This is a genomic window from Bacillus sonorensis NBRC 101234 = KCTC 13918 (genome assembly GCF_001592005.1).
Lineage (GTDB): Bacteria > Bacillota > Bacilli > Bacillales > Bacillaceae > Bacillus > Bacillus sonorensis.
Genome location: NZ_BCVZ01000006.1, coordinates 95,556 through 120,218, shown reverse-complemented (window position 1 = coordinate 120,218; position 24,663 = coordinate 95,556). Strand labels below are relative to the sequence as shown.

Genomic DNA, 24,663 nt, shown 5'->3' with positions numbered 1-24,663 from the left:
TATTTCAAGAAGGAGAATCTACTTTTATGACATGTTCGAAATGCGGCCATCAAACAGATGGCGGAAAATTTTGCGAAAACTGCGGTGCCAATCTGAGCGCGGACAGCGAAAACGTCCATCATGCCGCAGCTGATGAAAGCGTTCAGAATGCCGCTGACAGATTGCAGGCTCAAAAGTATGTGGAAGCGACGAAAAAGGCTTCGTCCATGTACTTTTCGTTCTGCATAAGGGTGCTGAAAAACCCGTACACAGAGATGAAAAGCGCGGGAGAACAGCATTTTCTGCACAGCATCATAACGATGGCGGTATTTGCCCTTGCCGTTCCGTCGATCTTTTATTTCGGCCTGAAAGGATTTTTTGATTCTCTGGGGCACTATTCGGGAATATTCAGCCGCTCCTATGCTATGCCGTCGTTCTTTGATATCGTGCTGAAGCCGGCATTTACCTTTGCTATTTATATTTTCTTATTATTTGTTTTTACATACGCCGGCGTGAGAATTCAAAGGGTTCAGGCTTCATTTAAAGAAGTCATGGGCCGTTTTGGGACGGTGCTGATTCCTTTTACGGTCATTATCCTTGTTGCTTTGCTTTTATCGCTGATGCAGACATCATTGTTTATGCATGTTTTATTATTCGGACTTTGCGCCATCGTCTTTTTAATCCCGCCGGCCGTACTTTACAGCTACCATGAGCGGGCAAAGGGCGCTGTTGACATCGTGTACGCGACACTGCTTGTTTATTTGATGACATTTATTTCCGTCCGGGTGATGGGAGACCTGTTTTTTGAATACTTGGGCAAGCTCGGCGGCTCGATTTTGGGCCGGATATTTTAAGTAAAAAAAGGCTTTTTTCCAGGTGGAAAAAAGCCTTTTTGCTATTCAATTGATGTCAGGAGCACCTTTCCGTCTTCGACAACGGCATGATATGTCCAATGATACGTTTTCAGCTGCTCTTTGCCGTTTTTGATCACATTGATCTTCTCAATTGTTTTGATGGTAGCGTCTGAACCGTTTTGATCCCAGCTCTCGATGCTGAAATCGGCGACTTCCTCTTCGATATTGCTGCGGTTTAACTTTGCGACCAGCTCTTTTTGATCAGCATAAAGCGAACTTCCTTTTTTCAGGCTGTCGGCGACGAGTTCAAAATCATTTAGATTAATCGCATCTTGAAGATTGTATAAATAGTCTTCAACTGCTGAATAGACTTTATGATCTGTCAGTTCTTCGCCTGCTGAAGCGTTTTTGGATGACCCTTTTGATGACGCCCATGCTGATGTATATTCCTCCGGCTTGTCATTTCTGATTTCTTTTTTGTTTTTAAAGGACGCCAAGCCTGCAGGGTCCTTTTTTTCGACAAGCCATTTCTTTTGGTTATCAGAGTAGACCAGCGTATACGTATATCCATTTTTGTTTTCTTCCAAATCAGGCGTGCTGTAATCGTCATAGTAGGCCGATTTGTGCTTTTCAATTCCATTGACATCCGTTTTCCATTTGCCGTCTTCGTTATACAGATGGAAGGAATCCAAGTCAAATTCGGTCGATAAATAAGCGTCTTTAAAATAGGTATTACTGCTTTTAAAGCCTTCAATCATATCTTTTACATCGCTTTTATAAGCCGGGGCGGCAGCGGTCATTTCTCCGGCGTTTCCGCTTGCAAAAGCTTTTGCCTCTTCCTTCGTATGCTTTGCGATCCTTTGCATCATCTCGTTCATGAATTTTTGATCTGAAGCAAGGTTGACATGTATTTCTGTGCTGTCAATCGGCGTTTTTTCGCTTTTGAGTTTCCCCCAGGGAAATTCGGCCTCAACGGCAGCAGACATTGAACCGTCTGTCAGTACGGGACCGAAGGACGTTCCTTGAAAAGGATTGATCTTTACTTTTTGACCGTTGATCCATAACGTTCCTTTCAGCTTATCATAACCGTCGTCAAAGACGAGCTTCGCTTTTTGCGCATCAAGGGACGCATCAGCGCTTGCGTCCTCGTCCAGCGCATTGATATGCTTTGATTTTTTCAGTTCGCCGATATCGGAGTTCAGCTTTGCTTCCACATCGTACGAACCGGGAACGAACGGGCCGAATTTTTTCTCGAAGTTTTCCTTTTCCGTTGTCAGCACCTTTTTGTCGTTTATGTAAAGGCCGGCGCCTTTCTCGCTTGTCTTAACCGTCAAATAGACCGGTTCCACATTCAGCACATAGCGGTCATAAATCAAAAATTGTTTTCCCGCTTTTTCGATGGAAACAAGCCCGTCCCCGCTCTGATCCTTCAAAGAGCTGATCAGGTCTTTTTTCTCATCGGGGTGCTCGTCTAAATACGTCATCAGCGGTTTGACGTTCTGTTTCGTAATCGTCAAGTCTACGTCTGATGAATGAAGCAGTGAGGCGACTTTCTTTTCATCGTTTTGCTTAAGCGCGCTTTCAAAGTCGCCGATCAATTTTTCCTTTGAGGTTAGTGCTTCTCCGGTCTTATAGCCCGCAAACAGGAGGACGCAGCCCGCGGCAATCGCTGCCCAGATGATCACGCTTTTCTTTGAGATTTTTCGTTTATGTACCGGATCTTGATTGACGGGTTCTTCCGCGGCTGCTTGTCCGCCATTCACAGGAGTCCCGCAATGTTTGCAAAATTGCGCTTGCTCTGACAGCTCGCGCCCGCATTCTTTACAAAAATTCATGTCTTTCCTCCTATTATTCTGTTTCTATAATAGTTATTTTATACTATATTTACGAAAAGGAGGAGTGTTTCATAAATAAAAAAACCAAACGAATGGTAAATCACCCGTTTGGTTGGCGGTGCACGATCACTTCAGAAAGTACTTTTCAATATCATCCAGCATCAGATTCGCGGCAAGAACGCCCCCTGCCGTATTCCAGACGGCGTCGTCTACTTTATGGACGTTTCCTTTTTTATAAACGCTCAAGTTTTTGAAAAGCTGATCATTGACGTAGTCTTTCTCGATCGCGCTTGCTTTGTCATCTCCAGTCTCATACGTGTAATAGAAGAGCACGTCCCCATCCATATCGGGAATTTGTTCTTTTGTCACCTTCAGTTGCCCCAAATCGTTGGCTTCCTGTCCTTTTGGCCTTGCAAAGCCGAGCTGGTCAAGAATCGTTCCGGCAAATGAGGCTTTATGATAAATGCGGGCATCGGCATCTGTAAAGCGGACGAGTGAGACTTTTTGCTTCACCTTGTCGCCGAGCTTTTTGCGAAGATCTGCAACCCGCTTATCAAAATCGGCGATGACTTGATCGCCTTTTTCTTTTTGATTCAGCGCTTCAGCCGCCAGCTTAAAGTTGCCCTTCCAATCCGCTGACAGCGTTTCGGCAAAGACGGTCGGCGCGATGGCGCTTAATTTATCGTACACTTCTTCCTGGCGCACTTTGTTCCCGATAATCAAATCAGGCTTTAGGCTGGCGATCTTTTCGATATTCGGCTGCACTTCCGTACCGACGTTTTCAACGCCGTCCATTTTCGATTTGATATGCTTATACCACGGATCACCGAGCCATGACTGAACGGCTCCGACGGGTTTGACACCGAGGGCAAGCACGGCCTCTGTCGCTTCATTCGTTAACACGACAACCCTTTTCGGCGTTCCTTTAATGGTCGCCGTTCCCATTGCATGCTTTACCTCGTATGAGCTTTTTGTTTTTTCCGAGCCTTTATTCGAACCTGCAGATTTCTGATTCCCGCAGGCCGAAAGGATCAGGAAAAGCGCCGCAAAAAGCGCAACCCATTTTATTCGTTTCATCGGCATATGTAAGTATCCCCTTTTTCAAATGATTTTCATTATCAATTAGATTATATAATGTGTATGTGAATTGTCAATATGAAATCCTGCAGACCTTTCATATTTGATGGTAAGATGAAGGAAGATTGGGGGCTTTGCAAATGTTCAAACTGGTGCTGTCGGTTTTGTACCTTTTCGGATTTGTTATCTTAAGCAGTTGGTCGGTTTCATTTGGTGAAATAATTGGAACAAATGATTTTTCAACTTTACCGCAATTTATGTTAGCAATGCTATTTGCACTTATGATCGGGTGCTATGTTGGTCTTCCTTTGATTTATAACAAGTTCAGGAAATCAGGACATTTACTTTTTAAAAATAAAAAAGTAATTCTGATTAGCTTAGGATTGGGAATAATGTTATCCAGCACAGCATATAGCCTTCATGATTTTCTCTCCTCAATGATGATAGCGATATTATCTATTATAGGCTTCATCATAATTGGCCTTACCGGATTCCTCCCCGCCTATTTGCTAAAACCATCGAACAACAAACAAAGCTTGGCCGCGTCATGCGGCCAAGCTCTTTTTATGCTTACTTGCTCAAGTTGTAGAAAGACTGAATCCCGTGGTACTGCGCAGTTTCAGCCAATTGATCTTCGATGCGAAGAAGCTGGTTGTATTTCGCAACACGGTCCGTACGGGACGGAGCACCGGTTTTGATTTGTCCTGCGTTTGTTGCAACGGCGATGTCAGCGATTGTGCTGTCTTCTGTTTCACCGGAGCGGTGAGAGATAACAGCAGTGTAGCCTGCGCGTTTTGCCATTTCGATCGCATCGAATGTTTCAGTCAATGTACCGATTTGGTTAACTTTGATCAGGATGGAGTTGCCTACGCCGTTTTTGATGCCTTCAGCAAGTTTTTTCGTGTTTGTAACGAAGAGGTCGTCACCGACAAGCTGAACTTTTTTGCCAAGGCGCTCAGTAAGAAGCTTGTGGCCTTCCCAATCGTTTTCGTCAAGTCCGTCTTCGATAGAGATGATTGGGTATTTAGAAACAAGCTCTTCATACCAGTCAACCATTTCAGCAGACGTTTTGACGACGCCTTCGCCTGCAAGATGGTATTTGCCGTCTTCTTTGTTATAGAACTCAGAAGATGCAGCATCCATTGCAAGTTTTACTTGTTCGCCAGGTTTAAAGCCGGCTTTTTCGATCGCTTCAACGATCGTTTGCAATGCTTCTTCGTTTGATCCAAGGTTTGGAGCAAATCCGCCTTCATCACCAACAGCAGTGTTCAGGCCTTTTTCTTTCAGGACTGATTTCAGGCTGTGGAAAATTTGAGCTCCCATGCGAAGCGCTTCGCGGAAGTTTTCCGCACCGACAGGCATGATCATGAATTCTTGAATGTCAACGTTGTTGTCTGCATGCTCCCCGCCGTTTACGATGTTCATCATCGGTACAGGAAGCGTTTTAGAGTTGAATCCTCCAAGGTATTGATATAGAGGAATTTGCAAGAAATCAGCGGCAGCGCGGGCAACGGCCATTGATACGCCAAGGATCGCGTTTGCGCCAAGCTTGCCTTTGTTTTCAGTTCCGTCAAGTTCAATCAGCAATTTGTCAATCGCCACTTGTTCTGTCACATCGAAGCCGAGAAGCTCCGGAGCAATGATTTCATTTACGTTGTTTACCGCAGTTAAAACGCCTTTTCCAAGGTAGCGGTCTTTGTCGCCGTCACGAAGCTCGACAGCTTCATATTCACCAGTGGAAGCGCCGCTTGGGACAAGTGCGCGTCCAAAAGCTCCTGATTCTGTATATACTTCAACTTCAACCGTCGGATTACCGCGGGAGTCTAATACTTCACGTGCATAAACATCAACAATGTATGGCATGTTTGTTTCTCTCCTTTAAATCTTATTTTTGAATTAACGACGTTCCTGTCATTTCTTTCGGCAGTTCGACATCAAGCAAGTCCAGAAGGGTTGGTGCAAGATCGCCGAGAATTCCGCCTTCCCGGAGTGTCACGCCTTCTTTTGTGACGATCACAGGAACCGGATTTGTCGTATGGGCGGTGTGCGGTTTGCCTTCTTCGGTAATCAGCACGTCCGCGTTGCCGTGGTCCGCCGTAATGATCGCATGCCCGCCTTTTGCAAGAATCGCGTCAACGATTTCACCAAGACATTCATCAACCGCTTCAATTGCTTTGATCGTCGGCTCGACTTTCCCTGAATGTCCAACCATATCCGGGTTGGCGAAATTGAGGATGATCGCGTTATGCTTGTCAGCCTCGATTTCTTTGAGGAGAGCATCTTTCACTTCATAAGCGCTCATTTCAGGTTTCAAGTCATATGTCGCGACTTTCGGCGAATTGATGAGAATCCGTTCTTCGCCAGGGAATTTCTCTTCACGTCCGCCGCTCATAAAGAATGTGACGTGCGGATATTTTTCAGTTTCGGCAATACGGAGCTGTTTCAGTCCTTTTTGGGATAAAACTTCACCGACCGTATTGTCGAGATTGACCGGTTTGAATGCCACGTATCCGTCAACCGTTTCACTGAAATGAGTCAAGCAGACGAAATGAAGGTTTTTCGGATGCTTGTCTCCGCGATCAAAGTCGCGGAAATCGTCATTTGTGAACGTGTTGGAAATTTGGATCGCACGGTCAGGTCTGAAATTATAGAAAATCACTGCGTCATTGTCTTTAATGGTCGCAACAGGCTCGCCATTTTCCTTTGTGATGACGGAAGGGATGACAAATTCATCATAAATTCCTTTTTCATAGGAATCCTTCACGACATCAAACGGATTTTTGTAGGCAGGGCCTTCGCCGTATACCATGGCGCGATACGCTTTTTCGACGCGGTCCCAGCGTTTGTCGCGGTCCATTGAGTAGTAGCGGCCGGACAATGTTGCGATTTCACCGACTCCGATTTCCGCGATTTGTTCTTCAAGCTCTTTGAGATACTTCTCGGCCGTTTGCGGACCTACATCGCGTCCGTCAAGGAAGCCGTGAATATAGACGTTTTGAACGCCCTCTTTTTTCGCGAGCTTCAATAGCGCGTATAAATGATTGATATGGCTGTGAACCCCGCCGTCAGACAGCAGTCCGAACAGGTGAAGGTTAGTGCCTTTTTCTTTCACATGCTTCATCGCGTCAAGAAATGTTTCATTGCGTTCAAATTCGCCTTCGCGAATCGCAACATTGACGCGAGTCAAGCTTTGATAGACGATCCGTCCGGCGCCGATATTCAAGTGTCCGACTTCAGAGTTTCCCATCTGTCCTTCGGGAAGTCCGACTGCCTCGCCTGAAGCCGTCAGCGTCTGATGCGGATACTTGTTCCAATAGCGGTCAAAATTCGGTTTGTTCGCTTGGGCTACTGCGTTACCGACTGTTTCGTCTCTTAGTCCAAACCCATCTAAAATGATGAGTGCGGCTAACTTTTTACTCATATTGACCTGCCTCCAATAATTGTACGAAAGACTGTGGCTCAAGGCTTGCGCCGCCTACGAGGGCGCCGTCGATATCAGACTCAGCCATGTATTCTTTAATGTTCGCAGGTTTTACGCTGCCGCCGTACTGGATGCGGATGCTGTCCGCAGCCGCTTGTCCGAATTCAGCGGAGACAGTTTGGCGGATGTGTGCGCACACTTCATTTGCATCTTGAGCTGTTGAAGATTTGCCTGTTCCGATCGCCCAGATTGGCTCATAGGCGATGACAGAAGCAGATACTTGCTCTGCTGTCAGGCCTGCAAGAGCTTTTTTCACCTGATCGGCTACAAGCTCATTTGTTTTGTTTGCTTCACGTTCTTCAAGCGTTTCACCTACGCAGATGATCGGCACAATCCCGTATTTGAAAGCGGCATGCGCTTTTTTGTTTACGGTCTCGTCCGTTTCGGCAAACATTTCGCGGCGCTCAGAGTGGCCAATCACGCAATATTCAACCCCTAGATCTTTCAGAGCGGCAGGGCTGATTTCTCCAGTGAAAGCGCCGCTTTCTTCAAAGTGCATGTTTTGCGCGCCGACTTTAAGATCAGTGCCTTTGACAGCTGAAGTCAGCTTTTCAAGGAACAGCGCTGGCGCGCAGACAACAGCTTCTGCTTTATCTGCTGCTGGAATGGAAGATTTCACTTCTTCAACGAAGCTTACAGCTTCTGAAAGCACTTTGTTCATCTTCCAGTTACCGGCAATAATTGGTTTTCTCATGTGCTCCACTCCTTATGCTGTGTATAGTGCTTACTTATCGTTCAATGCTTTTACGCCAGGAAGTACTTTGCCTTCCATGAATTCAAGAGAAGCTCCGCCGCCTGTTGAAATATGGCTCATTTTGTCGGCCAGGCCGAACTTTTCAACAGCAGCCGCAGAGTCTCCGCCGCCGATGACAGAGTATGTATCTTTTGCCTCTGCTAAGGCTTCAGCGACAGCTTTTGTTCCTTTAGCGAACGCGTCGAGTTCGAAGACACCCATTGGTCCGTTCCAAACGACAAGCTTGCTGTTTTTAATGACGTCGGCATACGTTTTTTGTGTTTCCGTACCGATGTCAAGCGCTTCCCAGTCGCTTGGGATTTCGCTCACCGGAACGATTTTCTTATTGGCGTCATTAGAGAAGTCATCGGCCACAAGCACATCTGTAGGCATGTAGAAATTCACGCCTTTTTCTTTGGCGCGGTCCATGAAAGACTTGGCCAGTTCAATTTTGTCTTCTTCAAGAAGAGACTTTCCGACTTCATAGCCGAGCGCTTTGACAAACGTATAAGCAAGACCTCCGCCGATGATCAGATTGTCGACTTTCTCAAGAAGACTTTCGATCACGCCGATTTTGTCTTTTACTTTCGCTCCGCCGATAATCGCTGTAAACGGACGTTCAGGATTGGAAAGGGCTTTGCCGAGCACTTCAAGCTCTTTTTCCATCAGGAAGCCTGCGACAGCCGGAAGGTGTTCGGCGATGCCTGCAGTTGAAGCATGAGCGCGGTGAGCCGCTCCGAATGCGTCATTGACATATACATCCGCAAGGTCGGCAAACGCTTTTGCAAGCTTAGGATCATTTTTTTCTTCGCCTGGGTAGAAGCGTACATTTTCCAAAACAAGAATGTCTCCGTCTTTCATTTCGGAAATTTGCGCTTTAACGGCGTCGCCATATGCTTCATCCGCTTTTTTCACTTCTTTGCCAAGCAGCTCTCCGAGGCGCGCAGCCACTGGAGTTAAACGAAGCTCTTCAGAAACTTGTCCTTTTGGACGTCCAAGGTGGCTTGCAAGAAGAACTTTCGCTCCTTGCTCTGTCAAGTATTGGATCGTCGGAAGTGCAGCGCGGATTCTTGTATCATCCGTAACTTTTCCGTCTTTCATCGGAACGTTGAAATCAACGCGGCAAAAAACAACACGGCCTTTTACATCAATGTCTTTTACTGATTTTTTGTTCATGGCTTCTAGGAGATCCTCCTTTAATTGATTTGCAAGCCTGAAAACGGAAATCCCCAAGCGCGGCAGTTCAACTGCAGGGCGCCGCATATGGAAAAAGGGAAAGGGAGTGTGTCCCCTTCCCTTGTCCGCTTTCATTATAGCGCTTCTCTCTTAAAGAACCAAGTCTGATTCTTTTTTGAAACCTTCCGAATTAAAGACCTTGTTTTGCGATGTAAGCTGCAAGATCTACAACGCGGTTAGAATATCCGCTTTCGTTGTCATACCAAGAAATGACTTTCACCATGTTGCCTTCCATAACCATTGTAGAAAGGGCATCGATTGTAGAAGAGTTTGTGTTTCCGTTGTAGTCTCTAGAAACAAGCGGCTCTTCGCTGTAGCCAAGAACGCCGTTCAGTTCGCCTTCTGCTGCTTCTTTAAGCGCTGCGTTTACTTCTTCTACTGTTACTTCTTTATCAAGTTCAGCAACAAGGTCAACTAGTGATACGTTTGGTGTCGGAACACGCATTGCTCCGCCGTTCAGTTTGCCTTTCAGTTCAGGCAGTACAAGGGAAACGGCTTTCGCTGCACCAGTTGTTGTCGGAATGATGCTTTCTGCTGCCGCACGCGCACGACGGTAGTCTTTGTGCGGAAGATCAAGGATTTGCTGATCGTTTGTGTAAGAGTGAACAGTTGTCATCATACCGCGTTTGATGCCGAATTTGTCGTTAAGCACTTTTGCAAACGGTGCAAGGCAGTTTGTTGTACAAGATGCGTTAGAGATGACATGGTGGTTAGCCGCATCATATTTATCTTCGTTAACACCCATAACGATTGTGATATCTTCTTCACTTGCAGGAGCTGAGATGATAACTTTTTTCGCGCCAGCTTCCAAGTGTTTAGCCGCATCTGCGCGTTTTGTGAAGAAGCCGGTTGATTCAACAACGATTTCAACGCCTTGTTCTCCCCAGTTTAATTTAGCAGGATCGCGTTCAGCTGTCACTTTGATTGTATGACCGTTGACAACAAGGTTGTTTCCGTCAACAGAAACTTCTGCGTCTAGTTTGCCGTGTACTGAATCATATTGTAATAGGTGAGCAAGCATGTTAGCGTCTGTCAAATCGTTAACTGCCACAACCTCAACTTCAGGATTATTTAACGCTGCACGGAATACTACGCGTCCAATACGACCAAAACCATTAATACCGACTTTTACTGCCATGATGATTTCCTCCTTTAAGTAAATAAGAGATATTTAATTTATATTGAGGGAAGAAACTTCCCTTAATAACTGTTTTGCGGCTCCTTCATCAGTAATCAGAACCGTATTGCGCGGCTTTTTAAAATACGCCTCAATGGCTTCAGCCTTTGATGAGCCTCCCGCCACCGCAATGATGTTCGGAATCGATTCAAGGTCCTCAAGCTGTATGCCTACGCTGTGCACCTTGTGAATAACTTCTCCATGGCGGTCGAAATAATAGCCGAACGCCTCTGCTACAGCTTCATTTTCTTCTATCTTCTTCAAATCTTTCTCTGGTGTGTTTCTTCGTTCAGCCATTGTTTTAGCATCTCCGATACCGTGAATGACCATACTCGATGATTGAATCGTCTGCAGCACTTCCTTTATGGAAGGCTCTTCGATAATAGAAGAATAGGCTTCTTTGCTTAACTGACCCGGCACGAATAACAATCTGTATGTACCGGAAGCTTTTTCAGCCATATGGGCACAAATCGTATTCGCCTGGTTCCTGACGTTTTCGCCGAGTCCGCCTCTTGCGGGCACAAAAAGCAGTTTGCGATTTTTCGAGTCGGGCGTCATCATTTCAGCCACGGCTTCGAGGGTCGTACCTCCGGTTACGGCGACGATATTTTCCCCTTGAAACCTGCTTTTCATGCATGCGACGGCCGCTCTCCCCATTTCTTTTTTGACCCATGGGGAATGATCGCTGTCTCCGGACACAATGATGACCTGTTCAAGATTCAACCGCTCTTTTAATGTATTTTCCAAATGGGTTAAACCTAAAACGTCCTTCATCGTATCTTCGAGAATTTTCAGCAGGTCAGATCCTTCAGATGTCAATGTCATGCCGGTCGTCTTGATCTCCAGAAGATTTTGCTCTTTTAAAAACTGAACCTCCGCCCTTAAAATGCGTTCGCTTAATCCGAGACTCGCGGCAAGGCTTCTTCTGCCGATCGGTTCAGTCAGCCTTATGTACTGCAAAATTTCATACCTTTTTTGCATGACATCGAGAAGATCCGGCAATAATTTTTTTTGAGCCTGTATTAATTGATTCATGCCAAAACGTTCCTTTCATCTCGTCCTGGACAAATAATGTCCCGCTATGACTGAAAACGTCCCACCTCAGCCAAAAAAAATTACTCCTGCTTTCATCTAATATTGTAACAGGGTTAAAATGTTTATTCAACTGTTTAGGAACCAATTCCTCGACAATATTCGAACCGTTTTGACACATTCTGTTCGATCCTTATGATTGTTTCCTATTAATATCTATCATATACAAATCTCGCCAAAAGGTGAACCATTAGAAAAAGCCCTTCCATAAATGGACTCAGTCGATACAGATTTTTCAGAAAACCGATTGCGCCGAATATGACTGCCGTATCGCAGCCGTACAATAGGCCGCCGAGCCCTGCCGCGCATGAAATCAAAATCACAAATCCCATTGAATGGCGTCTGGCAACTGCTACATTTGGTTCTAACTGAGCTGGGTTATTCTTCATTCGTCCGTCCTCTCGAGATTTTAATAATTGTATTTTCTGTCAATATTTGATTGGACCCAATGTGAAATTCATCTGCATATTTGTGAACAAATTGATATATTAGCAAAATACGCTCATATGAACCGGCGCAAAACAAGGCAATGTCCGCCTGCCTGCAGCTGCAAACGAATATTTTGTGCGGACGCCATTTGCCGGAATTGATCGGCTGTGATTGCGGGGCAACTAAAAAGCAATGGATAGGGTCTCCCCTTCCATTGCTTACTTTGTTGTTTTTCAATTGTTCCATATGTCGGCGATTATTTCGAAAGAACGCAGTCTGTCTGCATGCTCAAATGTTTCACCGTTCACCATTATTTCGTCCGCCTGAGTGGTTTTGACAAAGTCTTCAAGCTTTGCCTTGACTTCGGCCGGCCCGCCGATGATGGTTGAGCTGAGCTGTTCATTGACCATCGCCTTTTCGCGCGGCGTCCAGATCTGCTCCATATCATCGACAGGAGGCTTAAGCTTCGTCGGAGCTCCGCGGACAAGGTCCAAAAATTTCTGATAGTGTGATGTCGCAAGGCGCTGCGCTTTTTGATCGGTGTCAGCCGCGATCACCGTCACCCCGACCATCGCATAAGGTTCATCAAGCACGCCGGGTTTGAAAGAGCTGCGGTACAGCTCTAAAGCCGGGATCGTATTCGCAGGCGAAAAATGCGCAGCAAACGCAAACGGCAAGCCAAGCTCTCCAGCGAGGCGGGCGCTGAAACCGCTCGAACCAAGAAGCCATATCGGCACGTCCAGCCCCTCTCCCGGGATGGCGCGCACATGATTCCGGACATTTCCGGAAGGCTTGAAGTAGTTGCGCAGTTCTGCCAATTGCTCAGGGAAATCCTCGCCGCTGCTGATGTTTCTTCTCAATGCCCTTGCTGTCAATTGATCAGTGCCCGGAGCGCGGCCAAGCCCCAAATCGATTCTCCCCGGGTAGAGAGACTCCAGCGTTCCAAATTGTTCCGCAATCACAAGAGAGGAGTGGTTCGGCAGCATAATGCCGCCTGACCCGACGCGAATCGTTTTTGTTCCCCCGGCGATATAGCCGATCAAAACGGCCGTGGCCGAGCTCGCCACGCCTTCAATATTATGATGCTCTGCCAGCCAGAATCTGTTGTACCCCCATTTTTCGGCATGGCGGGCCAAATCTATGGAATTGCGGAATGATTCTTCAACCGTGCCGCCTTGGACGACGGGAGACAAATTCAATACGGAGTATTTGGTGTCTTTTAAATGCTTTGCCATTTTTTCTCCTTCTTCCTGATGGTTATTGTCATTAGAACGATACCATAATGGAGGCGTACATTTAAAGAAATTAGTTCGATCAATTTCGAACTGTTGGTTTTAAAAAAACCGCCTCCTTATACAGGAGGCGGTTACACCCTAGGAATTCGCGCCTTGGCCGGTTACCTGATGCCGTCCCTTCAACACATAAGCGATGGTAATCAGCATGTATATACCCGCCGTTACCAAAGTAATGACAATCGAAGTTGTCAGAATAACGCCGATTAATATCGCCAAAAGCGACAGAATCGCCAGCCAGGTCGTATAAGGAAACCATTTGACATAGTAGCCGCCATCTGCAGTCTCATTCCGTTTTCTCGATTTCAGATGGGCGGTTGCGATGACAAGCCAAATCATCAGCACCGTGTAGCCGAGAGATCCCATCAAATACTCGAATGTTTGACTGCCCGCAAATATCGAAAATAATACACCTAAATATAAGAAAGAAGTGCACAAAAGAATGGCATATACCGGCACTTTTTTGCGCGACAGCTTTGAAAAGATCTTCGGCACCCGGCCGTCGGCGGCCTGCGTATATAAAATCCGCGAAGATCCGTAAAGACCCGAGTTCATCGATGAGATGACCGCTAATAAGATCACGGCATTCATCACATGATCCGCTCCGGGAATTCCGATCATTTGAAAGACCATGACAAACGGGCTTTCCGACACTTCATTCACCTGATTCCACGGAATCAGACTGACAATAATGAAAAACGGCATGATGTAAAAAGCAATGATCCGCGTCAGCGTCCCCCGGACGGCTTTTGGCACAACTTTCTCCGGATTTTTTGTCTCCGCCAATGTCACGCCGATGATTTCAGTTCCCCCGTAAGAATAAATCACAACAAGCATCGCCGTGATCAGCCCGCCGGCTCCGTTCGGAAAAAACCCGCCATGATCAGTCAGATGAGAAACGCCAGCTGCTGAATGACCGCCGAATGAGAAAAATAATAAAATAAATCCAGCTATAATAAAAACGACAATCACGGTGATTTTAATCAAAGCAAGCCAATACTCTGTCTCTGCAAAACTCTTGACGGAAAGCAAATTGACGCTTGTAACGGCGAGGGCAACAAACAGCGCCAGCACCCAAACCGGCAGTCCGGGAAGCCAATACTGCAAAAAGGTCGCCGCCACTACAGCTTCGGCCGCAATATTCAGCACCCACATTTTCCAATAAATCCAGTCTAAAAAATATGCCGCATAGGGACCTAAAATAGATTGAACAAGATCCCTGAATGTTCGGGCTTCACTGTTTTTGACGGCCATCTCAGCGAGACCCTGCATAATGAACAGCAGGATGATCCCGCCGATCAAATAAGCGATCAGAACCGATGGCCCCGCTAAATCAATCGCATTGCTGCTTCCTTTAAATAATCCGGCGCCGATCGCACCGCCCAAGGCCATCATCATAATGTGCCGTGATGTCATCGTTCTCTCAAGTGTCTGCGTTTTTTTCTCCATCTTATTCACTTCCTCTATATAAAATAAAAAAGCCCGTCGTCTCTTTTTCTTCCTTTTGAAGATAAAGAGACGACGAGCCTTTGAAGCCAACCGCGGTACCACTCTTTTTGATTCCATAAATAGAATCCAGCTTAATATGCAACAGATCTGCTGTGCAAAACCCAATAACGGGGGTTAATCGTAATAGCCTTCAGGAATTGATGTCTTTTCCTTTTAGCGAGTCCACTCCCGGGCGAGTTCAAAGATTCATTAGGCTGCGTCACACCGACCCGCAGCTCTCTTAGCTAATGATGGATCTTCTACTGCTCCCATTCATCGTGTTTTCAACCTGAAAATATATTCATATAATATACGTTCTTCTGACCCCTTTGTCAATAACAAATAGAGTGGCAAATTTTAAAAAACAGAATATTCCCCTATTTTCAAGGAAAATCGGCTTTTCTTTTTGCAAATTCAATAGGTTTAGTGCACGAGTTTTCAAATGGCCGGCCTTTTCAATTAAAACGCGCCTGCAAAAAATCGTCTGAAATCCCCCGAAAAAATTAGTTGAATTGATATATTATTCGAACTTTACAAAATATTTAAACGATGATAGAGTGGGACCCGAATCATTTGATCAGCTAAAGGAGGAAGAAACATGAAAAAACTGTCGTTGATGGTGATTTTGTCCGCATTGACTCTCGTATTCAGTGCATCGCCGGCCAGCTTTGCGAAAGACGCACCTGAGGATAAGTATACGACGCCGACAGACGCCGAATTTAGCCAGATTCAACAAATCTTAAAAGACACCGGCATTCAGACCGACAACCTGCAAAAGGATTACGGGGTGATCGTAAATGAACCTTCCGAAAAAGTCGGCATCATTTCGGACATCCCTGACAAAAGAGACGACTGGAGCCATGTCAGTTTCAATTCATACTATGTCGACCTCAACAGCGATACACTCATTGCAGAGATACGATTTGAGTTTAAACAGAATGCTGACGGCACATCAGAAAGTGAATACCAAAATGTAACAACCGGCGGCAAGTATGTTGTCAAACTTGATAAAGAAGGAAATGTCATCGATGAGAAAACAAGCGGAGACATTTCGATTTTGTGGAAATACTAGATTCGTGAATACCTGCCCCCTTTTATAACGCCCTTTAACAGGGCGTTTTTTGGTTTCGAACGCCTTCTATCCCGTTCCTGCAAAAATCGATTGGCGATTTCCTTTCCAGCGTCCGCTATACTCGCGGCAGAGCGGATTTGATCAATACGACAATGGATCCATATATTGGGTGGCTCTTGCCCTTTTCGATGTATCGGGAGCGGACCGTACATACTGCCCATCAAATTACTTGCAATCAATAGCCGCCCGACAATCACCTGCACAATACCAGGATGCAAAAGTTTTGGGCCCGCATGTTCTTCCGAACAAAAAACCTTGAAAAGCAAATAGCCAATCAAGGTAATAGAAACTATTATTTTTTATCCTGTCCCTTTCCGTACATTGATCGTAACGCTTGATCCGCAAAACGATTACGGGAATCAAAGACAGAAACTGTTTGCGCAGATGTCTTTTTCCGCCCTCCTTATGATGCGGTGCTTTTCTCTTCATTCTCCAAAAAGATGTCTTCCAATGATGGTTCATCGACATGAACTCGGTAAATGTTCACTTTGCAGTTGGTCAAAACCCTGATAATGGCGGGGATTTTTTCTTCCGAATTGACCACAAGCGAGAGCTCATTTCCCCGGTATTCGATGTCATCGCCGGCTGATTCGAGAAAATTGCCGATCAGGCCGCGATGCTGTTCAGGAATTTGCGAATGCCTGATGGAAACCGTCATGGCGGACATGAAATGCCTTCTTAATTCATCCAGCGTCCCTTCTCGTAAAATGCTGCCGTCCTTCATGATTGCGATCCTTGTACAAATCTTTTCAATTTCATGTAGATTGTGGGACGTCATAAATATGGTTTTCCCTTCTGTTTGCAGCTCCGTGATCAGCTTTTGTATATTCAAGCCTGATTCCGCATCGACCCCGGACGTCGGCTCGTCCAAGAAGAGCAGCTCCGGATCATGAATGATCGCTTGGGCGATGCCAAGCTTTTTCTTCATGCCGAATGAGAATGTCCCGGCCTTTTTGTCGGCGTGTTCAAGCAGACCGACCCTTGCCAAAACGGCTTCGCACTGCTCTCTTGACACGTTTCGGCCCTGTAATGCCGCGAAATATTTTAAATGACCGGCCGCCGTCATCGAATTATAAAAGGTTGAATAATCGGGCAACACGCCGATGCGGTGCTTTATTTTTTCAATGGAGGGTTCGTTCAATAGTTGAAAGCTTCCGGCAGACGGCTGAACAATTCCGGTGAGCATATTGATGAACGTCGATTTTCCGGCGCCATTGCGGCCCAGGAAACCGTAAATCTCCCCTTTTTTCACCTGGAGATCGACTTGGTTTACAACCGTTCTTGATCCGTATATCTTCATCAAGCCCTTAGCCTCGATCACAGCATTCATTATAAATCCCTCCTGTTAAATAAAGCGATTGCCCCGGCGAGCACCACGGCCGCGTAAACAATGTTGATCAGGACAAAATAGTTCCCAAGAGAAGAATAATAGTAGGGAGTCAAATATTTAAACCAGCTGATCATGATATTGTCCGAGTAGATGGCCCACAAACTGACCGCGGGAAAGAACAAGGCAAACACGATTCCGAAAAACATTGACATGGCGGGCTTGGGAAAGATAATGGAGAATAAGAGATTTAAAGCGATTGCCGCTGTAAGAAACGCCATGCTGTCAGCGGCGCTCTGCCATAAAAATGTTTTAGAAACGATCATTACCAATATGTATGATGCCAACATACAGACGAGCCAAAACAGCCAGACCCCTAAATATTTCCCCAATATAATTTGATGGCGCGAGGTTTTGGTCACAAGAAACCTCATCGTCCGCTCGTTGACTTCCCGGTTGATCATATCATGGGACAGCCCCGTGATGATTAAAAAACCGAGCATAAAAACGATAAGGGTTGTCCCGATTGCGGTGGAATCAACCCCCAAATCCAATTCCCGAACCATATCGGCCGGCGCATGCTCGATGACCTCCGCAACCTTAAAGCTCACGAAAAAAATCATGGCGATGACAATCATCGATTTGATGCTTTTAAAAAGGCGTTTAAATTCATTCAGGCAGATAGCTTGCATCTTCAGTCACTCCTTCATCCCTTTATTATAGTGACTGAAGATTATCCAGAAATAATTTTATCCTTAACATTACCTTAAATCGCAAATCGGGCTGCTTGACTTTCCCCTAAACTGGAGGGTTTATATTCATTTTAGAAGGATGTAAAAGGAGGATTTTTTTGTTTAAAATCAGTGAGTTTTCCAACCTGAGCCAAGTTTCGGTGAAAGCCCTGCGGTATTATGATCAAATCGGTTTACTGAAGCCGGCTCATATAGATGCAGAAACAGGCTACCGCTACTATACGGCAAACCAGCTCTTTCCGCTGAATCGCATTTTGGTTTTTAAGGAACTTGGTTTCACACTCCAGCAGATAATAGAGCTTATGGAAGAGAATGTGTCCGGCGAACAGATCCGCGGAATGTTCCGGCTGAAAAAAGCGGAGATTGAGACACTGCTGGCGGAAGAACGGGCACGCCTGCAAAAAATTGAAGAACGGCTGGAACAGGTCGAAAAAGAAGATTGTTTTGAACCGGAGAACGATATTGTGTTGAAAAAAATAGAAAGCCGGCAGCTTCTTTCCGTGCGGCGAAAGACTTCAATTCAACAAATCCCCGCTCTTTTTGGGGAGCTCGATGCGCGATTCGGGAAATCATTAACGGCTTCGCTTCCCAAAATGGTTCTTTGGCATGGCTGTGAAGAGTGTGAAGACGAAGTCGATTTAGAGGCGGGTTATCTCGTCCAGCGGCCATTTCCTCCGGAGGGCTCGGACGCCGTCGTGCGCCGGCTGCCGGAAGTTCCGATGATGGCGACGCTTCTGCACCGCTGCCGACCGACAAGCCCGTGCACAGCAAGTGCTCATCTGGGCCTGTGGCTTGAACAAAAAGGGTATCGTATGAAGGAAAATGAACCGCGCCGCGAAGTATTTTTACATCCTGAACATAATCATTCAAGTGATTATATTGCGGAGATTCAAATTCCGATCGAAAAAGTGCACGAAACATTGAGTGGAATCAAGAAAGGCGGACAAACATGACCGATTTATCGAAGCAAATCATAACAGAATTGAACATCCCGGTGACCATGAGTGACGGAACAGCCCTTCGCGCCAACATCTATCGTCCGAAAGGCGCGGGACCATGGCCGGTTCTATTGGCGCGGCTCCCCTACGGAAAAGACATTCCCCAAGTACTGTTAGGCTTTCATGATGTGTTTCGGGCGGTTCAAAGAGGATATGTCGTCATTGTTCAAGATACAAGAGGACGTTTTTCATCTGAAGGACAATGGGACCCTATTGCAACAAGCGCCTATGAAGAAAGTGATACGCATGAAACCATTGATTGGGCGGCAAAACTTCCTTATAGCACCGGGCAGGTCGGAATGTTCGGCGTATCTTACTACGCTTTTACCCAATGGGCAGGGATGGTGAAGGCACCCAAACCATTCAAGGCGGCGGCTCCGGCATTTTCCTGGAGCCATCCCTTTGATGGTCTGATATTCAGGGGAGGCGCATTGGAATTAGGTTTTTTAGCTTATTGGCAAATGGGCATGTATCTCGATACTCTGCCAAGGCTTTATTCTGATGAGGGCGAACTCATGGCTGCGAGAAAACAAATCATCTCAGACATTGATCAGCTCAAACTCAAAATTTACTCACTCCCTTTGAAAGATTTTGCGCCATTTCAGCGAAATAATGTCGCACCTTCCATCCTTGAGCAAATCAGGCGGGGGATGGATCGGGAATTCAGCGGGCATTTATCTTTAGAAGGGAAATATGGCGGATTCACAGTGCCTGCTTTGAATATCGCCGGCTGGTACGATATCTTTTTGCAGGGAACAATTGAAAACTTTTTGCACATGGCGGAAATTGGCGGAACGGCGGAAGCCCGTCAAAGCAAATTGATCATCGGACCGTGGCAGCATTTGGATCACAGCCATCAATCAGGTGAAAAAAACTTCAGTCTGGCCGCTCATTCGGCTTCGATAGACTTGAACGGCATCCATTTGCGGTGGTTTGATCATTTCTTAAAAGGAATCGATACCGGAATGGTAAATGAAGCACCCATCAAACTGTTCGTGATGGGTGAAAATGTATGGCGCGATGAATATGAATGGCCGCTGGCCCGCACCCGGTTTACGGCGTATTATTTGCATAGCGGCGGCCGTGCGAATACATGGCATGGAGACGGAACGCTCAGCATGATACCGCCTGAAGCGGAAGAACCCGATCATTTTGTCTATGATCCTCTGGATCCCGTTCCGACAAAAGGCGGAGCGATTATGATGCCGCCTGATTTCGCAAGCGGCGCTTTTGACCACAGGGAAATTGAAGAACGGGATGATGTATTGGTGTACACCACCCCGATTCTTGAAGAAGACACGGAAGTGACAGGCCCGGTGAAAGTCAGGCTGTGGGCTGTTTCCAGTGCGCCTGATACGGATTTTGTCGCCCGTCTTATCGATGTGCATCCCGGCGGTTCGGCATACAATGTAACCGACGGAATCATCCGGGCCCGGTTCAGGAACAGCCCCAAAGAAGGAAAGCCAAGTCTGATCGAACCGGGAAAAGCGTATCTCTATGACATCGACCTCTGGTCAACGAGCATCGTATTCAAAAAAGGGCACCGCATCCGCCTGGATATCACCAGCAGCAATTTCCCGCGCTGGGACCGCAATCTCAATAACGGACTTGAGATTGGCAGCGGCCAAACGGAAGATGCCGTAAAGGCGCGGCAGACCATCCTTCATGACCGGGAGCATCCATCTTCGGTCATTCTGCCGATCATACCTAGAAACTGACTGCGCCTATATGACCTTCAGCGTTCCAATCCGCGCTGAAGGTATTTTTCTACCGGTCGGTTACGACAATGTAAGCCGCTTTTACCGGTCCATGCACGCCGACAACCAGATCCATTTCAATATCCGCCGAATTGCTCGGACCCGTCACATAGTTGATGCAGGACGGAATGACACTGCCTTCCGCTGTTTTTTGCTTAATGATCCGGCTGGCCTGCGTCATTCTCGGAACGATTGAGCTTTTTGGCACAATGGCAATATATGTCGTCGGCAGCAGGCTGACGGAGCGCCCTCTATCTTTTGAGCTGAATAGGACGGCAGTACCGGATTCCGCAAGGGTGATGTCACTGAATGTAATGCCGACGTTCGCCTGTTCGGCCCGTCTGATATTGTCCTCTCCGCGAACTGCATCCCATTCCCATACTTGTGTGCCCTCTTTCGCCCATGCATCTGTCAAAAGGCCGGACAGTCCGAATTCTTTAAAACGCTTATCTTTCGGAATGATGACAGGACCTCCTCCAAATCGCGCTACTTGAGCAGCAAGGGCTTCGTGCAGGCCGACTGCTTCCGTTTCAATCAATTCCGTGTGAATCTTCAGGCAGTGCTCTTTCAATACGGCAAGCAGCTGATCGGGCGTATATCCCTGGTACACCCTGTGCTGCGGCTGATATGTGTAATCGGGAGCGGTGACGCCCGATGTTCTTCTCGAACGGCCGAGTCTTTCTGCAATCCGGTTTAAAAAGCTCTCCTTGTTTTGGATCGTTCCGTTTGTCATCTGTCTTCCCCCTTTTGTCTGTCATGGAACCAGTCGCGGAATCTGGAGCGGTTTGGTGCCGGAAAATCACGGATTTGCGTCCACTGTTTGAGCGGCCCCGGACCCTTCGTAATTTTTTCGCCCTGCTGAAACGGCTTCATAGCCGCAGGCGCCCATTTTGAGCCCATTTTATAAAGCGCCGGTGTCGATGCTCCCAGACCGAAGGCTTTCATCGCCAGCTTTTCGGAAACCGGAGCGCGGCCTTCTTGTTCAACGATGCGCTGGCGGTGCTTTAAGAGCAGTTCATGAAGAGGAATTTTCACCGGACAGGCTTCCGTGCAAGCCCCGCATAATGATGATGCGTAAGGCAGCTCTTTGTAGTCGTCATATCCGCCGAGCAGCGGAGATAGTACCGCCCCGATCGGACCCGAATAGATCGAACCGTAGGAATGACCGCCGACATGGCGGTAAACCGGACAGACGTTGATGCAGGCCGCACATCTGATGCATTGAAGGACGGATTGAAATTCTGTTCCGAGAATCTTCGAACGGCCGTTATCCACGATTACGAGATGAAATTCTTCCGGCCCGTCCGCTTCATCAGGCAGCCTCGGCCCTGTCAACGCCGTAATATAGCTTGTCAGCCGCTGGCCGACGGCGCTTCTGGTCAGCATTCCGACAAGCACTTCAAATTCGTCGAGGGACGGGACGATCCGCTCCATCCCCATGACGGTAATCTGCGTGTTCGGAATCGTCGTGACAAGGCGCCCGTTCCCTTCGTTTGTGACAAGGCTGACGGAGCCTGTATCAGCAATCGCGAAATTACAGCCTGTAATGCCGATATCCGCCTCCAAAAACTTCTTCCTGAGCACGGCTCTGGCGTGCATGACAAGCTCCTCCGGCTTTTCCGTGCGGCGATAATCAAGCCGTTCTTTAAAAACGTCGCGGATTTGTTCTTTGTTTTTATGAAGCGCCGGCGCCACGATATGTGACGGCGGATCATGGTCATCGATTTGCAGGATGTATTCCCCCAAATCAGTTTCAACGACCTCGCAGCCTTCTTGTTCGAGCACTTCGTTCATATTGATTTCTTCCGTTACCATTGATTTTGATTTGACGATCTTTTTGCCGTTTTTCTTTTTGACGACATCGCGTATGTAACTTGACGCTTCCTCGGCGGTTTCCGCGAAGAATACGTGTCCGCCTCTTTTGGCGACATTTTCGGCAAGCTGCTCAAGGTAATAATCAAGGTTTTCCAAAACGTGCTGCCTGATTTCTTCGGCGAGCGAGCGCCATTCTTCCCAGTTGCCAAGCTCCTCCGCCGCCTCAAGCCGCCGGGCTCTCAACCGTTCTTGGGCGCCTGAAACGGCCCCCCTCATAAAATCATTTTCAAGCCCTTTTGACACGCGATCTTTAAAATTTTGTGTTCCGATCTTCATTGCCATGACCATCGTCCCCCTCTATCTGTGAAATGACCGGATGTGTTATCTGCTGTTTAAAACCTCAGCAATGTGCATGACCTGGATCGGTTTTTCCTTTCTGCCGATCCGCCCCCCGATATTCATCAAGCAGCCGCAGTCAGCCCCGATTAGCACATCTGCGGCCGTTTCTTCAACACAAGCCACTTTTTCATCGACCATCTGCTCCGAGATTTGCGACATTTTCACCGAAAACGTTCCTCCGAATCCGCAGCAGTCATGCTTGCGCGGCAGCGGTGTGAATTCAAGCCCCTTCACATTCTGCAGCAGCTTCATCGGCGCGTCGGTTACGCCCAGAAGCCTTGTCATATGGCAGGAAGTATGATAAGTCGCCTTTTTCTCAAGTCTTGCCCCCACGTCCTCCACTTTCAGGACATTGACGATGAAGTCCGTCAATTCATACGTTTTGTCGGCAAGACGCTGCGCCTTTTCCGCCCATGCAGGCTCATCCTGAAATACGTGCGGATACTCTTTAAACATAAAAGCGCATGATCCGGAAGGGCTGACGACGTATTCAGCCGATTCAAACGTTTCAATCATCCGTCTCATCGCTTTTTTGGAGTCTTTGACATACCCGCTGTTGTATGCCGGCTGGCCGCAGCAAACCTGGCCTTCGGGAAAATCCACTTCACATCCCAGCCGTTCCAGCAGCTCAACGGTTGCTTTTCCGACATTTGTCTGAAACATGTCAACCAAACACGTGATAAACAATGAAACTTTCATCTTGATCCCCTCTCCCCAACCTGAATAGTCAGGTCATCTGATGACTTGGATGTAAAAAAATCTCTTTTTTCATCTTACACCTTGTGAACATTTTTTGAAAGGGGTTTCTCCTCAGTTTTCAGCCTGAGTCCTATGTAAAAAAGCAGACAATCGTCTGCTTTTCAATCGATATTCCCTCAGTCAACGCCTGTTTCTTCAAAATATGAAGCCAGCACCGTTTCCACGTTTGTCAGGTGCTCAAGCATCACCTGTTCGGCTTTTTTCCCGTTTTGCTCTTTCACGGCCCGGTAGATCGCTTCATGCTCTTCGTAAAGCCGCTTTACTGTGGTTTTTTTAGAAAACAGCCAGATTTTCCGCGTTTCTCTCATCGTTTCGATCAGGAGGGATGAGACATGGTTCATCAGGCCTTTTAACAAATCGTTTTGAGAAGCCCCGGCCAGCGCCAAATGAAACGCAAGATCGGCTTTTTCGCCGAGCTCGCCGTTCCCGTCGGCGAGATTCATGTCTTCAAGCGCCGCTCGCATGTGCTCCAAGTCATCTTCTGTCCGTTTTTGCGCAGCCCCCGCTACTGCGCCGATCTCGAGAATCTTGCGTACTTCGAGCAGCTCAGCGACATCCTGCTTTTTCATCAGCAGGGCGGCGGAAAGAGGAACTGAGATTTGTTCAGGCTCGAATGTTTTCACATAAGTGCCTTCCCCCTGCTTCATCTCGACAATTCCCATCGCTTTTAAGGCGGAAAGGGCTTCTCTGACTGCGGAGCGGCTGACTTGAAAGCTGTCGGCCAGCGCTTGGACGGAATCCAGTTTATCCCCCGGCTGAAGCTCTCCGTTTTTGATGGTTTCAAGCAGTGCTTCAGCTACTTCTTCATATATTTTTTTCGTTTTGATTTGCTTATATTTCAATTTTTTCACCTCATCAACAGACTGGGCATGGTGCTTATTTTTCTTATTATACCGTTCTTTTCAGATTGAACATATAGCCGGGACGTCATGCAAAAAAATGATTGTAATTTGTAACATTCAGAAATATAATGCTAAATAATTGGTCCTGTCATCATGTCATCAGATGTCTTATTCTGGATTTGGACAGGCCTGTTTGAAGAACAAAGGGG

General features: G+C 46.9%; 20 protein-coding genes, 1 pseudogene and 1 other annotated feature. Of the genes and pseudogenes, 4 read left to right on the top strand and 17 right to left on the bottom strand.

What is annotated here, in order from left to right:
• Positions 1–26: 26 nt before the first annotated feature.
• Entirely contained in the window at positions 27–833 is an 807-nt protein-coding gene (locus BTR1S_RS09990; protein WP_029419543.1) for a DUF6574 domain-containing protein, read from the top strand.
• A gap of 41 nt (positions 834–874) precedes the next feature.
• Here BTR1S_RS09990 and BTR1S_RS09985 read toward each other — a convergent pair whose 3' ends face one another.
• The 11 genes and pseudogenes from BTR1S_RS09985 to BTR1S_RS09930 all read right to left on the bottom strand — a co-directional run bounded on the left by BTR1S_RS09985 (position 875) and on the right by BTR1S_RS09930 (position 14,634).
• A complete protein-coding gene (locus tag BTR1S_RS09985; RefSeq protein WP_006639133.1) occupies positions 875–2,668 on the bottom strand; it encodes a zinc ribbon domain-containing protein YvbJ in 1,794 nt (597 codons plus the stop codon).
• 126 nt (positions 2,669–2,794) lie between these two features.
• Positions 2,795–3,745, bottom strand: coding sequence for an ABC transporter substrate-binding protein (locus BTR1S_RS09980; protein WP_029419544.1), 951 nt, complete (start codon positions 3,743–3,745; stop codon positions 2,795–2,797).
• Positions 3,746–4,315: 570 nt separating this feature from the next.
• A complete protein-coding gene (eno, locus tag BTR1S_RS09975; protein WP_006639135.1) occupies positions 4,316–5,608 on the bottom strand; it encodes a phosphopyruvate hydratase in 1,293 nt (430 codons plus the stop codon).
• A 22-nt stretch (positions 5,609–5,630) separates the two neighbouring features.
• A complete protein-coding gene (gene gpmI / locus BTR1S_RS09970) occupies positions 5,631–7,166 on the bottom strand; it encodes a 2,3-bisphosphoglycerate-independent phosphoglycerate mutase (protein WP_029419545.1) in 1,536 nt (511 codons plus the stop codon).
• Positions 7,159–7,920, bottom strand: coding sequence for a triose-phosphate isomerase (gene tpiA, locus BTR1S_RS09965; RefSeq protein WP_006639137.1), 762 nt, complete (start codon positions 7,918–7,920; stop codon positions 7,159–7,161). Before tpiA ends, gpmI begins: the two co-directional genes overlap by 8 nt.
• A 30-nt stretch (positions 7,921–7,950) precedes the next feature.
• Positions 7,951–9,135, bottom strand: a complete 1,185-nt coding sequence (locus BTR1S_RS09960; protein ID WP_029419546.1) for a phosphoglycerate kinase — start codon at positions 9,133–9,135, stop codon at positions 7,951–7,953.
• A gap of 190 nt (positions 9,136–9,325) precedes the next feature.
• Positions 9,326–10,333 carry a type I glyceraldehyde-3-phosphate dehydrogenase gene (gene gap, locus BTR1S_RS09955; RefSeq protein WP_006639139.1) on the bottom strand — a complete coding sequence of 336 codons (1,008 nt, stop codon included), beginning with the start codon at positions 10,331–10,333 and terminating at the stop codon, positions 9,326–9,328.
• 33 nt (positions 10,334–10,366) lie between these two features.
• Positions 10,367–11,407: a sugar-binding transcriptional regulator gene (locus BTR1S_RS09950; RefSeq protein ID WP_006639140.1), complete on the bottom strand. Its 1,041-nt coding sequence runs from the start codon at positions 11,405–11,407 to the stop codon at positions 10,367–10,369.
• Between the two features lie 248 nt (positions 11,408–11,655).
• Positions 11,656–11,853, bottom strand: a pseudogene (locus tag BTR1S_RS09945) (arabinose-proton symporter); the annotation flags it as partial.
• Positions 11,854–12,126: 273 nt separating this feature from the next.
• Positions 12,127–13,128: an LLM class flavin-dependent oxidoreductase gene (locus tag BTR1S_RS09935; RefSeq protein WP_006639143.1), complete on the bottom strand. Its 1,002-nt coding sequence runs from the start codon at positions 13,126–13,128 to the stop codon at positions 12,127–12,129.
• 138 nt (positions 13,129–13,266) lie between these two features.
• On the bottom strand, positions 13,267–14,634 hold the full coding sequence (locus tag BTR1S_RS09930) for an amino acid permease (protein WP_006639144.1): 1,368 nt from the start codon (positions 14,632–14,634) through the stop codon (positions 13,267–13,269).
• A gap of 62 nt (positions 14,635–14,696) precedes the next feature.
• Positions 14,697–14,959: a binding site (T-box leader), on the bottom strand.
• Positions 14,960–15,271: 312 nt separating this feature from the next.
• On the opposite strand from BTR1S_RS09930, the gene BTR1S_RS09925 reads away from it, so the two are divergent.
• Positions 15,272–15,745: a hypothetical protein gene (locus BTR1S_RS09925; RefSeq protein ID WP_006639145.1), complete on the top strand. Its 474-nt coding sequence runs from the start codon at positions 15,272–15,274 to the stop codon at positions 15,743–15,745.
• A 463-nt stretch (positions 15,746–16,208) separates the two neighbouring features.
• Here the strand turns inward: BTR1S_RS09925 and BTR1S_RS09915 are convergent, their stop codons facing one another.
• Both BTR1S_RS09915 and BTR1S_RS09910 read right to left on the bottom strand, forming a co-directional pair.
• Entirely contained in the window at positions 16,209–17,135 is a 927-nt protein-coding gene (locus BTR1S_RS09915; protein ID WP_029419548.1) for an ABC transporter ATP-binding protein, read from the bottom strand.
• Positions 17,135–17,824 (bottom strand): ABC transporter permease, encoded by a 690-nt coding sequence (locus BTR1S_RS09910; protein ID WP_006639148.1) that lies wholly within the window; start codon positions 17,822–17,824, stop codon positions 17,135–17,137. The genes BTR1S_RS09915 and BTR1S_RS09910 overlap by 1 nt, the downstream gene beginning before the upstream one ends.
• A 158-nt stretch (positions 17,825–17,982) precedes the next feature.
• On the opposite strand from BTR1S_RS09910, the gene BTR1S_RS09905 reads away from it, so the two are divergent.
• Complete coding sequence (locus tag BTR1S_RS09905; protein ID WP_029419549.1) at positions 17,983–18,837, top strand: MerR family transcriptional regulator; 855 nt, start codon at positions 17,983–17,985, stop codon at positions 18,835–18,837.
• On the top strand, positions 18,834–20,600 hold the full coding sequence (locus tag BTR1S_RS09900) for a CocE/NonD family hydrolase (protein ID WP_034326676.1): 1,767 nt from the start codon (positions 18,834–18,836) through the stop codon (positions 20,598–20,600). The genes BTR1S_RS09905 and BTR1S_RS09900 overlap by 4 nt, the downstream gene beginning before the upstream one ends.
• A 49-nt stretch (positions 20,601–20,649) precedes the next feature.
• Here BTR1S_RS09900 and BTR1S_RS09895 read toward each other — a convergent pair whose 3' ends face one another.
• The 4 genes from BTR1S_RS09895 to lutR form a co-directional block, all read right to left on the bottom strand.
• Complete coding sequence (locus tag BTR1S_RS09895) at positions 20,650–21,372, bottom strand: LutC/YkgG family protein (RefSeq protein WP_029419551.1); 723 nt, start codon at positions 21,370–21,372, stop codon at positions 20,650–20,652.
• A complete protein-coding gene (lutB, locus tag BTR1S_RS09890; RefSeq protein WP_006639153.1) occupies positions 21,369–22,796 on the bottom strand; it encodes a lactate utilization iron-sulfur protein LutB in 1,428 nt (475 codons plus the stop codon). Before lutB ends, BTR1S_RS09895 begins: the two co-directional genes overlap by 4 nt.
• 39 nt (positions 22,797–22,835) lie before the next feature.
• Positions 22,836–23,552, bottom strand: a complete 717-nt coding sequence (locus BTR1S_RS09885; protein ID WP_006639154.1) for a (Fe-S)-binding protein — start codon at positions 23,550–23,552, stop codon at positions 22,836–22,838.
• 176 nt (positions 23,553–23,728) lie between these two features.
• Positions 23,729–24,454: an L-lactate utilization/bacilysin biosynthesis transcriptional regulator LutR gene (gene lutR, locus BTR1S_RS09880; RefSeq protein ID WP_029419552.1), complete on the bottom strand. Its 726-nt coding sequence runs from the start codon at positions 24,452–24,454 to the stop codon at positions 23,729–23,731.
• Positions 24,455–24,663 lie beyond the last annotated feature (209 nt).

Coding starts and splice junctions, on each gene's coding strand:
- BTR1S_RS09990 (WP_029419543.1), top strand. CDS start 27: ATGACATGTTCGAAATGCGGCCATCAAACAGATGGCGGAAAATTTTGC.
- BTR1S_RS09985 (WP_006639133.1), bottom strand. CDS start 2,668: ATGAATTTTTGTAAAGAATGCGGGCGCGAGCTGTCAGAGCAAGCGCAA.
- BTR1S_RS09980 (WP_029419544.1), bottom strand. CDS start 3,745: ATGAAACGAATAAAATGGGTTGCGCTTTTTGCGGCGCTTTTCCTGATC.
- eno (WP_006639135.1), bottom strand. CDS start 5,608: ATGCCATACATTGTTGATGTTTATGCACGTGAAGTATTAGACTCCCGC.
- gpmI (WP_029419545.1), bottom strand. CDS start 7,166: ATGAGTAAAAAGTTAGCCGCACTCATCATTTTAGATGGGTTTGGACTA.
- tpiA (WP_006639137.1), bottom strand. CDS start 7,920: ATGAGAAAACCAATTATTGCCGGTAACTGGAAGATGAACAAAGTGCTT.
- BTR1S_RS09960 (WP_029419546.1), bottom strand. CDS start 9,135: ATGAACAAAAAATCAGTAAAAGACATTGATGTAAAAGGCCGTGTTGTT.
- gap (WP_006639139.1), bottom strand. CDS start 10,333: ATGGCAGTAAAAGTCGGTATTAATGGTTTTGGTCGTATTGGACGCGTA.
- BTR1S_RS09950 (WP_006639140.1), bottom strand. CDS start 11,407: ATGAATCAATTAATACAGGCTCAAAAAAAATTATTGCCGGATCTTCTC.
- BTR1S_RS09935 (WP_006639143.1), bottom strand. CDS start 13,128: ATGGCAAAGCATTTAAAAGACACCAAATACTCCGTATTGAATTTGTCT.
- BTR1S_RS09930 (WP_006639144.1), bottom strand. CDS start 14,634: ATGGAGAAAAAAACGCAGACACTTGAGAGAACGATGACATCACGGCAC.
- BTR1S_RS09925 (WP_006639145.1), top strand. CDS start 15,272: ATGAAAAAACTGTCGTTGATGGTGATTTTGTCCGCATTGACTCTCGTA.
- BTR1S_RS09915 (WP_029419548.1), bottom strand. CDS start 17,135: ATGAATGCTGTGATCGAGGCTAAGGGCTTGATGAAGATATACGGATCA.
- BTR1S_RS09910 (WP_006639148.1), bottom strand. CDS start 17,824: ATGCAAGCTATCTGCCTGAATGAATTTAAACGCCTTTTTAAAAGCATC.
- BTR1S_RS09900 (WP_034326676.1), top strand. CDS start 18,834: ATGACCGATTTATCGAAGCAAATCATAACAGAATTGAACATCCCGGTG.
- BTR1S_RS09895 (WP_029419551.1), bottom strand. CDS start 21,372: ATGACAAACGGAACGATCCAAAACAAGGAGAGCTTTTTAAACCGGATT.
- lutB (WP_006639153.1), bottom strand. CDS start 22,796: ATGGCAATGAAGATCGGAACACAAAATTTTAAAGATCGCGTGTCAAAA.
- BTR1S_RS09885 (WP_006639154.1), bottom strand. CDS start 23,552: ATGAAAGTTTCATTGTTTATCACGTGTTTGGTTGACATGTTTCAGACA.